Source organism: Comamonas sp. DB36 (genome assembly GCF_057914905.1).
Genome location: NZ_CP196631.1, coordinates 3409143 through 3421404, shown reverse-complemented (window position 1 = coordinate 3421404; position 12262 = coordinate 3409143). Strand labels below are relative to the sequence as shown.

The following is a 12262-nucleotide window of genomic DNA, read 5'->3' as shown; positions in this document are numbered from 1 at the left end:
TCGATCGCGGCGGCCGGGGCCGTGCGGGCGACGGCCCCATGGTATCCACGCAGGAACATCCGCAGCGGCGCTGGGCGGCGGGCAGTGAGGAGGTGCATGGCCTCGAATGTACACAGGTCAAGTCCGCAGCGCTTGTAGGAGCTTGGGCCTGCTTGGCGCAATTTGCGCGGCGGGCGCTGCGCCCGGGCCTGCGCCGACGTAATATGCCGTTGATCGCGTCGCGCATGCCGGCGCAAAAGGAGTTTTTATGCGCTGGGACGGCAACCGTGAATCGGATAACATCGAAGACAGACGCGGCCAGGGAGGCGGCTCACCGGTCTTCGGCGGCCGCAGCATAGGCATAGGCACGATCGTGGTGGCGCTGATCGGCGGCTGGGTGCTGGGCATCAACCCGCTGACGCTGCTGGGCATGCTCAGCGGCGGCGGCAGCCCGGTCGCGGTGCAGCAGCCCGCGCCGGCGGGCCGGGCGCCGGCCGACGACACCATGGCGCGCTTTGTGTCGACCGTGCTGGCCGACACCGAAGACGTCTGGGGAGACCTGTTTCGCAAGAATGGCGGCAGCTACCAGCAGCCGCGCCTGGTGCTGTTTCGCGGCGCGACGCAGACTGCCTGCGGCACGGGCCAGTCGGCCATGGGGCCGTTCTATTGCCCTGCTGATCAAAAGGTCTATATCGATCTGGGCTTTTACCAGACGCTCAAGGACCAGTTGGGAGCGCCCGGCGATTTCGCCCAGGCCTATGTGATTGCGCATGAAGTGGGCCACCATGTGCAGCATCTGCTGGGCATCACCGACAAGGTCGACAGCATGCGCGGGCGCGTCAGCAAGGCCGAGCAGAACCAGCTGTCGGTGCGGCTCGAGCTCCAGGCCGACTGCCTGGCCGGCGTCTGGGCCCACCATGCGCAGAATGCGCGCCAGATCCTCGAGCAGGGCGACGTGGAAGAGGCGATGAACGCCGCCGCCAAGATCGGCGACGACGCATTGCAGCGCTCCGCGGGCGGTGCCGTCGTGCCCGACAGCTTTACCCATGGTTCCAGCGCGCAGCGCCAGCGCTGGTTCCACAGCGGCCTGCAACGCGGCGAACTCAAGGGCTGCGACACATTCAGCGCCAGGCAACTGTGACGCCACGACACCCCTGCGCGCAGGGGTTTGTCGTGCATAAGCTGCGCATGAAGCCCTTGAATCGCCGGGGCAAATAGGTGGGTTCGCCGCTAGGTGCGACAATAGTAGGCTAAATGACAAGTTCTTTTTCCAATTTATCCCTGTCGGAACCCCTCGCCCGTGCCGTTGCCGAGATGGGCTATGAGTCGATGACGCCCATTCAGGCGCAGGCCATTCCCGTTGTCTTGACTGGCAAGGACGTGATGGGCGCCGCCCAAACGGGTACCGGCAAGACGGCCGCGTTCTCGCTGCCGCTGCTGCAGCGTCTTCTCAAGCACGAAAACAGCTCGACTTCGCCCGCGCGCCATCCGGTGCGTGCGCTGGTGCTGTTGCCGACGCGAGAGCTCGCTGACCAGGTCGCCCAGCAAATCGCGCTGTACGCCAAATACACCAAGCTGCGCAGCATGGTGGTGTTCGGCGGCATGGACATGAAGCCCCAGACGGCCGAGCTCAAGAAGGGCGTCGAAGTCCTGGTGGCCACGCCGGGTCGTCTGCTCGACCACATCGAAGCCAAGACCGCCATCCTCAACCAAGTCGAATACGTGGTGCTCGACGAAGCCGACCGCATGCTCGACATCGGCTTCCTGCCCGATCTGCAGCGCATCCTGTCCTACCTGCCCAAGACCCGCACCACCTTGCTGTTCAGCGCGACCTTCTCGCCTGAAATCAAGCGCCTGGCAGGCAGCTACCTGCAGGACCCGGTGACCATTGAAGTCGCACGGCCCAACGAGACCGCGTCCACCGTGGAGCAGCGCTTCTTCAGCGCCGCCGACGAAGACGAAAAGCGCCTGGCCATCCACAAGATCCTCAAGGAACGCGGCATCCGCCAGGCCTTCATCTTCTCGAACAGCAAGCTGGGCTGCGCCCGCCTGACGCGCACGCTCGAGCGCGACGGCCTGCGCGCCACGGCGCTGCATGGCGACAAGAGCCAGGACGAACGCCTCAAGGCGCTCGAAGCCTTCAAGGCCGGCAATGTCGACCTGCTGGTCTGCACCGACGTCGCCGCGCGCGGTCTGGACATCAAGGACGTGCCCGCGGTGTTCAACTACGACGTACCGTTCAACGCCGAAGACTATGTGCACCGCATAGGCCGCACCGGCCGCGCGGGCGCCTCGGGCCTGGCGGTCACGCTGGTTTCCTCGCGCGACGCGCGCCAGGTCGGCGAAATCGAGAAGCTGATCAAGAAGAAGATCGACGTCGAGGCGCTGCAGCTCGAGCAGCCGCGCCAGCAGGGCCGCATGAACGACGGCCGCCGCGCCTGGCGCGGCGAAGGCGAAGACACGGCGCGCGGCGTCGTTGGTCGCCCGGCTCCGGCACCGCGTTCCTCGCGTCCGGCCTCGCGCCCCGCGGCCGATCCGTTCTTCGACCGGCCTTACGTGGCTGCGGCCGCGGCCCCCGCGGCCACCTGGGACGACACGCGCCAGCCCGCTTCGCGCCCTTCGATCAAGTCCAAGCGCAAGGTCGCGGCCCTGTTCCGCGCGCCGGAGCTTGCCCAGTCCTGATCGGCTGACGCCAACGCAAAAAAAGCGCCGTGAGGCGCTTTTTTTGTGTCTGGGCGGGCGGCTTAGCCATCGACTTTGACGTTCGCTTCCTTGATCACCGTTGCCCACTTGGCGACTTCGGCTTTCTGGAATGCCGCGACCTGGGTGGTCGACAGCGTCGACGGCTCCATGCCCATGGTCTTCAGACGGCCCTGCATGTCGGGCGTGGCCAGGATCTTGGCGATTTCCTGGTGCAGGCGCTGGACGATGGTGTCCGGCGTATTGGTCGGCGCGAAGATGGCCTGCCATGAGGTGACCTCGAAGTCGCCCAGGCCCTTGAGGCCCGATTCCGCGACCGTGGGCACGTCCTTGAGCGACTCGATGCGTTGCTTGGACGTCACCGCCAGCGCGCGCAGCTTGCCGCTCTGGATGTGCGGTGCGGCAACCACGGTGGTGTCGAACATCATGTCGACCTGACCGCCCATCACGTCCTGGATCGCCGGGCCGCTGCCCTTGTAAGGCACATGGGTGAACTTGACGCCCGACTTCCAGGCGAGCATTTCCAGCGCCAGATGCTGCGACGTGCCCGCGCCGGCTGAGGCCGACGACAGTCCGCCCGACTTCTTCTGCGAAGCTTCGAGCACGTCCTTGAGGCTCTTGTACGGGCTGTTGGCCGGAACCACCAGCACCAGCGGGTTGGTGCCTATCAGCGTGATCGGCGTGAACGACTTGAGCGGGTCATAGCCCAGCTTGGGGTACAGGCTCACGTTGATCGCATGCGAGCTGATCGTGCCGCCCAGGATGGTGAAGCCATCGGGCGCGGTGCGCGAGGCGAGCTCGGAGCCCACGCTGCCGCCTGCGCCGGCCTTGTTGTCGACGACCACCGTCGTGCCCAGCGCCGGGCCCAGTTGCTGGGCAATCAGGCGTCCGAGCTGATCGGTGGTGCCGCCTGCGGCGAAAGGCACCATGTAAGTGATGACCTTGGCCTTGGGCCAGTTGCTCTGTGCCATAACGGCCGCAGGCATGCAGGCCAGGGCCAGCGGAGCGGCCGCGGCCTTGAGTAGTTGTCGACGTTGCATGAGATTTGTCTCCTGGTTGAAATGAAATGCCGCCTGTTGTTTCAGGCGTGCAGGGGATGTAGTTGTCAGGTCACCGGGGCGGGGTTGAAGAGCACCAGCGAGTTGTGCAGTTTCCAGTGCTCGGCCCAGGTCTTCTTGCGGCCGCTGGCGATTTCAATCATCAGATGGAACAGCTCCCAGCCCATGTCTTCTATCGTCGCGTCGCCGTCGGCAATGCGTCCGGCGTTGACGTCCATCAGGTCATGCCAGCGGCGCGCGAGATCGCTGCGCGTCGCGACCTTGATCACCGGGCAGGCGGCCAGTCCGTAGGGGGTGCCGCGTCCGGTGGTGAAGATGTGCAGGTTCATGCCAGCTGCAAGCTGCAGCGTGCCGCAGATGAAGTCGGAGGCCGGAGTGGCGGCGTAGATCAGGCCTTTTTCCTTGAGCTTTTCGCCCGGAGCGAGCACGCCCGTGATCGGCGTGGAGCCCGACTTGACGATGGAGCCCATGGCCTTCTCGACAATGTTGGAGAGCCCGCCCTTCTTGTTGCCCGGCGTGGTGTTGGCGCTGCGATCGGCCAGGCCGCGCGCCAGATAGGCGTCATACCAGGCCATCTGGTCGATCATCGCCTGGGCGACTTCGGGCGTGCTGGCACGCGAAGTCAGCTGGTCTATGCCGTCGCGCACTTCGGTGACTTCCGAGAACATCACGCTGGCGCCGGCGCGCACCAGCAGGTCGGTGGCGTAGCCCACGGCCGGGTTGGCGGTGACGCCGCTGAACGCGTCGCTTCCGCCGCACTGCACGCCGACCACCAGTTCGCTGACCGGCACGGTCTCGCGCCGGCGCTGGTTCAGGCGCTGCAGATGCACATCGGCCTGGCGCACGATGGAGTCGATCATGCTCATGAAGCCCACATGCTCCTCGGCCTGCAGGCAGACCACATCGAGCGCGCTGTCGGCGGCGGGCAGGGCAGGGGCCGTGCCCAGGCGCTGCATGGGCAGCAGCGGGGCCTCGGCCGGGGGCAGCAGGCGCTCGGGCTGGAGCTTTTCGCAGCCCAGGCTCACGACCATCACTTCACCGCCGAAGTTGGGGTTGCGGCTGATGTTGCGCAGCGTGCGGATGGGAATGATGGCGTCGGGCGCGTCTATGGCCACGCCGCAGCCGTAGCTGTGCTCCAGGCCCACGACGTCATCGACATTGGGGTAGCGCGCCAGCAGCTCGCTCTTGATGCGCTGCACCGCGGTGTCGACCACGCCGGCCACGCACTGCACGGTGGTGGTGATCGCGAGAATATTGCGTGTGCCCACCGAGCCGTCGGCGTTGCGGTAGCCTTCGAACGTGTAGCCGGTGAGCGGCGCCAGTGCGGGCGGCTTCACGGTGGCCATGGGCAGGCCTTCGAGCTCCGGCGCCGCGGGCATGCGCAGCGTGCGTTCGTTGATCCAGCTGCCGCGCGGCAGGGCTTTGAGCGCATAACCTATGACGACGTTGTAGCGCCGCACCACGGCGCCTTCGGCCAGGTCTTCGAGCGCGACCTTGTGGCCTTGCGGAATGTTGTCGACCAGGCGCAAGCCATCGGGGAACACCGTGCCTGCAGGAAGGCCTCCGTCGTTGGCCACGATGGCCACGTTGTCGGCGGCATGCATGCGGATATAAAGGGGACTGCTCATCGGCTGCTTTCGATTTTTGAATTCATCACGACCTCATCGGTGCGGCCTGCCATGCGTCCACGGCCGCCATTCCAAGGCACATCACTTTCGTCTCAACGGTAGGCGCGCAGGGTGCGAAAAGGTGACTGCTCACTTTGAGGCGTCCCACGAATTGGCGCGACCTTGTCGCCTGGCTACTGCCGTAAACCATGATAAGTGATATGTTGTCATACAACTAAAACCAATTATCATCAGACCCATGAGCATCCCGACATCGGAATTACCCCAATCTGCCGCTTTTTTATTGCCTGCGGAGGGTTCTGCGTTGCGCAGCAAGACCAGCCGCGGCAGCCGCAGCCTGGCCAATCTGCTGTCGGAGGAGTTCGACCACAAGATACGCCAGGGTCTGCTGCACGAAGGCGACAAGCTGCCCACTGAATCGGAGCTGGTGCGCAGCTATGACGTGAGCCGCACCGTGGTGCGCGAAGCGCTGTCCAAGCTACAGGCGTCCGGCTTGGTGGAAACGCGCCACGGCATAGGCACATTCGTGCTGCCCACGCGGCAGAGCCCGGGCATGCAGCTCAACGCACACGAGCTCAGCGAGTCGGTCGACGTGCTGGCCGTGCTGGAGCTGCGCATCAGCCTCGAAACCGAAGCCGCGGGCCTGGCCGCGCAGCGCCGCGAGTCGACGCACCTGCAGGCGATGCGGGATGCATTGCAGGCGTTCGAGCACCACTTTGCGCTGGGCAACGAGACCGTGAGCCATGACCTGGCATTTCACCTGAGCATTGCCCAGGCCACGGGCAATCGCTACTTCCAGGACATCCTCCAGCATTTCGGCACCATGCTGATTCCGCGCAACCGCATCGCGTCCATTCATACGCCGGCGCGCGATCCCGACTACCTGCGCCGCGTGAACCGCGAGCATGAAGAAATCTATGCGGCCATCGAGCGCCAGGACGCGGACTCCGCGCGTGCGGCGATGCGCATCCACCTGACCAATTCGCGTGAGCGCCTGCGCCTGGCCCAGCGCCTGAGCCAGCTCTCCGAGCCCATTTCTCCCGCCTGATCCAGCCGGTTGCCGGCTGCGCGCCCGCTGTGCGGGCGCATGCAGGGGGGGCTGCGGATTCAGCGCTTTTTCGACCTCGTGTTTACCCCTAGGATTTTTTGCGTGAGTTTTTAAAAGTCTAGTTGTATGATGACTGACCACTATACGGAGACACTTCAAATGCTTTCCCGCTCACGTTTTCTGTGCACTGCCTTGGCGCTTGCCGGCACCGGCCTGCTTTGCGCTCCCGCATTCGCGGCGGATCCCTGGCCCAGCAAACCCATCCGTCTGGTGGTTCCTTATCCTCCGGGCGGCAGCTCCGACATCATTGCGCGTTCCATCGGTCAGATCATGTCGCAGGAGCTCAAGCAGACTGTCGTGATCGAGAACAAGGCCGGCGCCAACGGCAATCTGGGCGCGGAGTTCGTGAGCCGTGCCGCGCCCGATGGCTATACCTGGCTGCTGGCAGACCTGGGCGCGCTGGCGATTTCGCCTTCGGTCTACACCAAGCTCAGCTTCGACCCTTCCAAGGATCTGCGCGGTGCGGCCATGCTGGCCTACTCGCCCCACATGCTGGTGGTCCACCCTTCGGTGCCGGCCACCAATCTGAAGGAACTGGTCGAGCTGTCGAAGAAGCAGGACCTGAACTTCGCCGTGACGGCCACGGGCAGCGCGCCGCATCTGGCCGGCGTGGAACTCGCCCGCCTCACGGGCGCCAAGTGGGTCTACGTGCCTTACAAGGGCGGCGTGCAGGCGGTGCAGGACACCGTTGCCGGCCAGACACAGGTGCTGATGAACGGCATGCTGGCCACCTACCCGCATGTGCAAAGCGGCAAGCTCAAGCTGCTGGGCATCTCCAAGACCACGCGCATGCCGCTGATCTCCGACGTGCCCACGCTGGCCGAACAGGGTGCGAAGGACTTCGCCTCGGGCACCTGGCAAGGCGTGGTGCTGCCTTCCAAGACGCCGGATGCCATCGTCCAGCGCGTGAACCAGATCCTGCTGACCGCCATCCGCACGCCTGATGTGCGTGCCCGCCTCACGGGCCAGGGCGCCGAAGTCGTGACGATGACTCCGGCCGAAACCGACAAATTCTTCAACGCCGAGCGTGCACGCTGGCGCACCGTGGTGCAGACCTCCAATCTGCAACTGGACTGAAGTCCAGCCTATTTTTTCATTCTGTTCCTTAAGGATTGCCATGAGCCCCCAAGAAGTCAAAAGCGTGATGAGTTCCGGTCTGTTGTCGTTCCCCGTGACCGACTTCGACAGCCAAGGCAACTTCAATGCCAAGAGCTATGCCGAACGCCTGGAATGGCTGGCTCCGTTCGGCGCCACCGCGCTGTTCGCTGCCGGCGGCACGGGCGAGTTCTTCTCGCTGACGGCCGACGAGTATCCCGCGATCATCAAGACCGCTGTGGACACCTGCAAGGGCAAAGTGCCAATCATCGCCGGTGCCGGCGGCCCTACGCGTTTCGCCATCCAGTGCGCCCAGGAAGCCGAACGCGCCGGAGCACACGGTGTCCTGCTGCTGCCCCACTACCTGACCGAAGCCAGCCAGGAAGGCCTGGCCGCGCACGTCGAAGCCGTCTGCAAGAGCGTCAAGTTCGGCGTGATCATCTACAACCGTGGCATCAGCCGCTTCACGCCCGAAACCGTTGCCAAGCTGTGCGAACGCAATCCCAACCTGGTCGGTTTCAAGGACGGCGTGGGTGACATCGAAGCCATGTCGGCCATGTTCCTGACCATGGGCGATCGCCTGGCGTATCTGGGCGGCCTGCCCACGGCCGAAGTCTATGCCGCGGCCTACAAGGCGCTGGGCACGCCCGTGTACTCGTCGGCGGTCTTCAACTTCATCCCCAAGACCGCGATCCGCTTCTACGAAGCGGTGAAGAACGACGACCACGCGACGCAGCACCACCTGCTCAAGACCTTCTTCATGCCCTACCTCGAGATCCGCAACCGCAGCGCCGGTTACGCAGTATCCATCGTCAAGGCCGGCGCGAAGATCGTCGGTCACGACGCCGGTCCCGTGCGTGCGCCGCTGGCTGATCTCAAGCCCAACGAGATCGAAGAACTGGCAGCGTTGATCAAGCTCGTGGAGCAATAAGCCCCAGGCTCCGGACCGCAGGAGCGATCTTGCGGTCCGGGGTGCATTGCAAAGCGCCAGACGCTGTCCTTTTGCAATGCGCCCCGCTGCACCGCAGCCGCAGCCCCTGCGGCCGCACGGGTGACGGTACGCGGTTTCCCCCCCCCTTTCCCTCCGAACGACTCAAGGACTTCCCTGCATGGCACCCTCCCGACCCCGCGTTCTCCAATACGGCAAGATGCCGCTGCCCCAGCTCGATGCTGAACTGGCGCAGGCCTACGACGTGCAGATCCTCTCGGAGCAAAGCGATCCGGATCGTTTTCTGGCGGAGCAGGGCGGGCAGTTTGCCTATGCGGTGACCTCGGCGGCCATGGGTCTGCCGGCGCGCGTCGTCGACGCGCTGCCCGAACTCCAGTTCGTCAGCAGCTTCGGCGTGGGCTTCGACGCGCTGGACAAGGAGTCGTTGCTGCGCCGCGGCGCGCGCGTGGGCTATACGCCGGGCGTGCTCGATGATTGCGTGGCCGACATGGCCTGGGCGCTGCTGCTCGATACGGCGCGCGGTGTCAGCGCCTCCGACCGCTTCGTGCGCCGCGGCGACTGGAGCCGCCAGCGTTTCGGCCTCACGACGCGGGTCTCGGGCAAGCGACTGGGCATCTTCGGCATGGGCCGCATAGGCAGCGCCGTCGCGCGCCGCGCCGCGGGCTTCGACATGGAGGTGGGCTATCACAACCGCCGCCCCATCGACGGCTCGCCGCACCAGTACCTGGCGTCGCTGCTGGAGCTGGCCCGCTGGTCCGACTTCCTGATCATCACCGCCGCCGGCGGCGACCATACGCGCCATCTGGTCAGCACCGAAGTGCTCGATGCGCTGGGCCCGCAGGGCTTTCTGGTCAATGTGGCGCGCGGCAGCGTGGTCGACGAGGCGGCGCTGGTCGAAGCGCTGCGCAGCGGCCGCATCGCGGGCGCGGGCCTCGATGTGTTCGAGGACGAGCCGCGTCCGCTGGCAGATCTGCTGACGCTCGAGAACGCCGTGCTCGCGCCGCATATCGCCAGCGGCACGCACGATACCCGCCGCGCCATGGCCGACCTGGTGCTGCAGAACCTGCAGCAGTTCATTGCCACCGGCGAGCCCGTGGCCGAAGTGCCCTGGTCCGCCGCGCGCTGATGCCAACCACAGGAGATTTCTCATGCACCGTCGCCAGCTGTTGAAGACTTTCAGTGCCAGCGCCCTGGGCGCCTGGGGCGCCGCCGCCGGGGCCCAGTCCTTCGGCTTTTCGCCCCACCAGCGCTATCCCGATCCCGCGGTTTTCATTCTCGATCCGAGCTTTGCCAAGTACCGCATCTACAGCAGCACCATCGAGCAGCTGGGCACGGGCATGCGCTGGGCCGAAGGTCCGGCCTATTTCCCTGAAACCGGCACGCTGATCCTCAGCGACATCCCCAACAACCGGCTGATGAAGTTCGAGGAAAAGACCGGCAAGTTCTCGGTGCACAAGGAAAACGCCAACTACGCCAACGGCAATGCGCGCGACCGCCAGGGCCGGCTGATTTCCTGCGAGCATTCGGTCACGCGCCGCGTGGTGCGCACCGAGCGAGACGGCAGCACCACGGTGCTGGCCGACCGCTACCAGGGCAAGCGCCTCAATGCGCCCAACGACGTGGTGGTGAAGTCGGACGACAGCATCTGGTTCACCGATCCGCTGTTCGGCATCAACGGCGAATGGGAAGGTTCGCGCGCTGCGCCCGAGCAGGCCGGCACCTATGTCTACCGCATAGGCAAGGACGGCCAGATCAGCGCCGTGGTCACCGATCTCGTCAACCCCAACGGCCTGGCGTTCTCGCCCGACGAGAAGAAGCTCTATGTCGTCGAGTGGAAAGGCACGCCCAACCGCAGCGTCTGGAGCTTCGACGTTTCGCCCGACGGCACGTCCGTGTCGAACAAGACCAAGCTCATAGACGCCGACGGCCCGGGTGCGCTTGACGGCTTTCGCGTTGATCGTGACGGCAACCTGTGGTGCGGCTGGGGCTTCAGCGGCGCTTTCAGCCCCGAGACCAGCGATATCGGCGGCGGCATGCGCGCCCACCTGCCGCTGGCCAAATCCGAAGAGATGGACGGCGTCAAGGTCTTCAATCCGCAGGGCAAGCCGATAGGCTTCATCCGCCTGCCCGAGCGCTGCGCCAACCTGGAGTTCGGCGGCCCCAAGCGCAACCGCCTGTACATGGCCAGCAGCCATTCCCTTTACGCCTTGTATGTCGAAGCCCATGGCGCGGCATGAACCGATTTTTTTCAGGAACCGAGCAATGACCCAATTCGACAATCTCATCAACGGCCAGTGGACTGCAGGCAAGAGCTACAGCCCCAACGCCAACCCCAGCGACCTGTCCGACGTGGTGGGCGAATACGCCCAGGGCGACGCTTCGGACGTGAATGCGGCCGTGGCCGCGGCCGCGGCCGCCTTTCCTGCCTGGAGCACCTCGGGCATCCAGGCGCGCCACGACGCGCTCGACAAGATCGGCAATGAAATCCTGGCGCGCAAGGAAGAGCTGGGCGACCTGCTGGCGCGCGAGGAAGGCAAGACCCGCCCCGAAGCGATTGGCGAAGTCGGCCGTGCGGGCCAGATCTTCAAGTTCTTCGCCGGTGAATGCCTGCGCCTGGCCGGCGAGACCCTGCCTTCGGTGCGCCCCGGCATAGGCGTGGAGATCACGCGCGAGCCCATCGGCGTGGTCGGCCTGATCACGCCCTGGAATTTTCCCATCGCCATCCCTGCCTGGAAGATCGCGCCCGCGCTGGCCTTCGGCAATTGCGTCGTTCTCAAGCCCGCCGACCTGGTGCCAGGCAGCGCCTGGGCGCTGGCCGACATCATCCACCGCAGCGGCATTCCCGCGGGCGTGTTCAACCTGGTGATGGGCCGCGGCCGCGTCATTGGCGAAGCGCTGGTGCAGCATGAAGATGTGGCCGCCATCAGCTTCACCGGCTCGGTCGGCGTGGGCAAGGGCATTGCCGCGGCCTGCGTGGCCAGCGGCAAGAAGGTGCAGCTTGAAATGGGCGGCAAGAACCCGCAGGTCGTGCTCGACGACGCCGACCTGAACCAGGCCGTCGAGCTGTCGGCGCAAAGCTGCTTCTACTCGACGGGCCAGCGCTGCACGGCGTCGAGCCGGCTGATCGTGACCGACAAGATCTACCCGGCCTTCATCGAAGCGCTGCAGGCGCGCATGGCCAAGATCAAGGTCGGCGATGCACGTGCTGCGGGCACCGACATCGGCCCCGTGGTGAGCCAGGCCCAGCTCGAACAGGATCTGAGCTACGTTGAAATCGCCCAGGCCGAAGGCGCAGTGCTGGCCGCGGGCGGTGCGCGCGTCGCCTGCCACACGGGCAGCGCCAAGGACGGCTTCTTCATGCAGCCCGCGCTGTTCGTCGACTCCACGCCCGCGATGCGCATCAACCGCGAGGAAGTGTTCGGCCCCGTGGCCAGCGTGATCCGCGTGCGTGACTACGAAGAAGCGCTGGCCGTGGCCAACGACACGCCGTTCGGCCTGGCCGCGGGCATTGCCACGACCAGCCTGAAATACGCCACGCATTTCAAGCGCCACAGCCAGGCGGGCATGGTCATGGTCAACCTGCCGACCGCAGGCGTCGACTACCACGTGCCGTTCGGCGGTCGCAAGGGCAGCAGCTACGGTCCGCGCGAGCAGGGCCGCTATGCGCAGGAGTTCTACACCACCGTCAAGACGGCGTACACGCTGGCCTGAGCGCGCCATCCAGCTTCTCTTTGCACCGGGCCCT

General features: G+C 65.5%; 10 protein-coding genes. 8 read left to right on the top strand and 2 right to left on the bottom strand.

The genetic code is table 11. From position 1 onward, the window contains the following. Positions 1-247: 247 nt before the first annotated feature. The gene (ypfJ, locus tag ACSVDO_RS16030; protein WP_489593355.1) at positions 248-1120 is read left to right on the top strand and encodes a KPN_02809 family neutral zinc metallopeptidase; all 873 of its coding nucleotides are present in this window, start codon (positions 248-250) and stop codon (positions 1118-1120) included. A 113-nt stretch (positions 1121-1233) separates the two neighbouring features. Continuing rightward, complete coding sequence (locus ACSVDO_RS16025; RefSeq protein ID WP_332682028.1) at positions 1234-2661, top strand: DEAD/DEAH box helicase; 1428 nt, start codon at positions 1234-1236, stop codon at positions 2659-2661. Between the two features lie 62 nt (positions 2662-2723). Here the strand turns inward: ACSVDO_RS16025 and ACSVDO_RS16020 are convergent, their stop codons facing one another. After that, the gene (locus ACSVDO_RS16020) at positions 2724-3719 is read right to left on the bottom strand and encodes a Bug family tripartite tricarboxylate transporter substrate binding protein (protein ID WP_489593352.1); all 996 of its coding nucleotides are present in this window, start codon (positions 3717-3719) and stop codon (positions 2724-2726) included. Positions 3720-3784: 65 nt separating this feature from the next. Then, entirely contained in the window at positions 3785-5365 is a 1581-nt protein-coding gene (gene garD / locus ACSVDO_RS16015) for a galactarate dehydratase (protein ID WP_489593350.1), read from the bottom strand. Positions 5366-5603: 238 nt separating this feature from the next. On the opposite strand from garD, the gene ACSVDO_RS16010 reads away from it, so the two are divergent. From ACSVDO_RS16010 to ACSVDO_RS15985, 6 genes are all read left to right on the top strand, one after another. Next, positions 5604-6413: a FadR/GntR family transcriptional regulator gene (locus tag ACSVDO_RS16010; protein ID WP_489593349.1), complete on the top strand. Its 810-nt coding sequence runs from the start codon at positions 5604-5606 to the stop codon at positions 6411-6413. A gap of 159 nt (positions 6414-6572) precedes the next feature. Further along, positions 6573-7550: a Bug family tripartite tricarboxylate transporter substrate binding protein gene (locus tag ACSVDO_RS16005; protein ID WP_489593347.1), complete on the top strand. Its 978-nt coding sequence runs from the start codon at positions 6573-6575 to the stop codon at positions 7548-7550. A gap of 40 nt (positions 7551-7590) precedes the next feature. Beyond that, a complete protein-coding gene (gene kdgD, locus ACSVDO_RS16000; protein WP_332535903.1) occupies positions 7591-8499 on the top strand; it encodes a 5-dehydro-4-deoxyglucarate dehydratase in 909 nt (302 codons plus the stop codon). 178 nt (positions 8500-8677) lie between these two features. Continuing rightward, a complete protein-coding gene (locus tag ACSVDO_RS15995) occupies positions 8678-9643 on the top strand; it encodes a 2-hydroxyacid dehydrogenase (RefSeq protein ID WP_489593345.1) in 966 nt (321 codons plus the stop codon). Between the two features lie 22 nt (positions 9644-9665). Beyond that, a complete protein-coding gene (locus ACSVDO_RS15990; protein WP_489593344.1) occupies positions 9666-10754 on the top strand; it encodes an SMP-30/gluconolactonase/LRE family protein in 1089 nt (362 codons plus the stop codon). Between the two features lie 25 nt (positions 10755-10779). Next, on the top strand, positions 10780-12228 hold the full coding sequence (locus tag ACSVDO_RS15985; protein ID WP_489593342.1) for an aldehyde dehydrogenase family protein: 1449 nt from the start codon (positions 10780-10782) through the stop codon (positions 12226-12228). Positions 12229-12262: the final 34 nt, after the last annotated feature.

Bases quoted from the DNA above. Each gene is read 5' to 3' on its own strand.
- ACSVDO_RS16010 (WP_489593349.1), top strand. From the start codon at position 5,604: ATGAGCATCCCGACATCGGAATTACCCCAATCTGCCGCTTTTTTATTG.
- kdgD (WP_332535903.1), top strand. From the start codon at position 7,591: ATGAGCCCCCAAGAAGTCAAAAGCGTGATGAGTTCCGGTCTGTTGTCG.
- ACSVDO_RS16005 (WP_489593347.1), top strand. From the start codon at position 6,573: ATGCTTTCCCGCTCACGTTTTCTGTGCACTGCCTTGGCGCTTGCCGGC.
- ACSVDO_RS15985 (WP_489593342.1), top strand. From the start codon at position 10,780: ATGACCCAATTCGACAATCTCATCAACGGCCAGTGGACTGCAGGCAAG.
- ACSVDO_RS16025 (WP_332682028.1), top strand. From the start codon at position 1,234: ATGACAAGTTCTTTTTCCAATTTATCCCTGTCGGAACCCCTCGCCCGT.
- ACSVDO_RS16020 (WP_489593352.1), bottom strand. From the start codon at position 3,719: ATGCAACGTCGACAACTACTCAAGGCCGCGGCCGCTCCGCTGGCCCTG.
- ypfJ (WP_489593355.1), top strand. From the start codon at position 248: ATGCGCTGGGACGGCAACCGTGAATCGGATAACATCGAAGACAGACGC.
- garD (WP_489593350.1), bottom strand. From the start codon at position 5,365: ATGAGCAGTCCCCTTTATATCCGCATGCATGCCGCCGACAACGTGGCC.
- ACSVDO_RS15990 (WP_489593344.1), top strand. From the start codon at position 9,666: ATGCACCGTCGCCAGCTGTTGAAGACTTTCAGTGCCAGCGCCCTGGGC.
- ACSVDO_RS15995 (WP_489593345.1), top strand. From the start codon at position 8,678: ATGGCACCCTCCCGACCCCGCGTTCTCCAATACGGCAAGATGCCGCTG.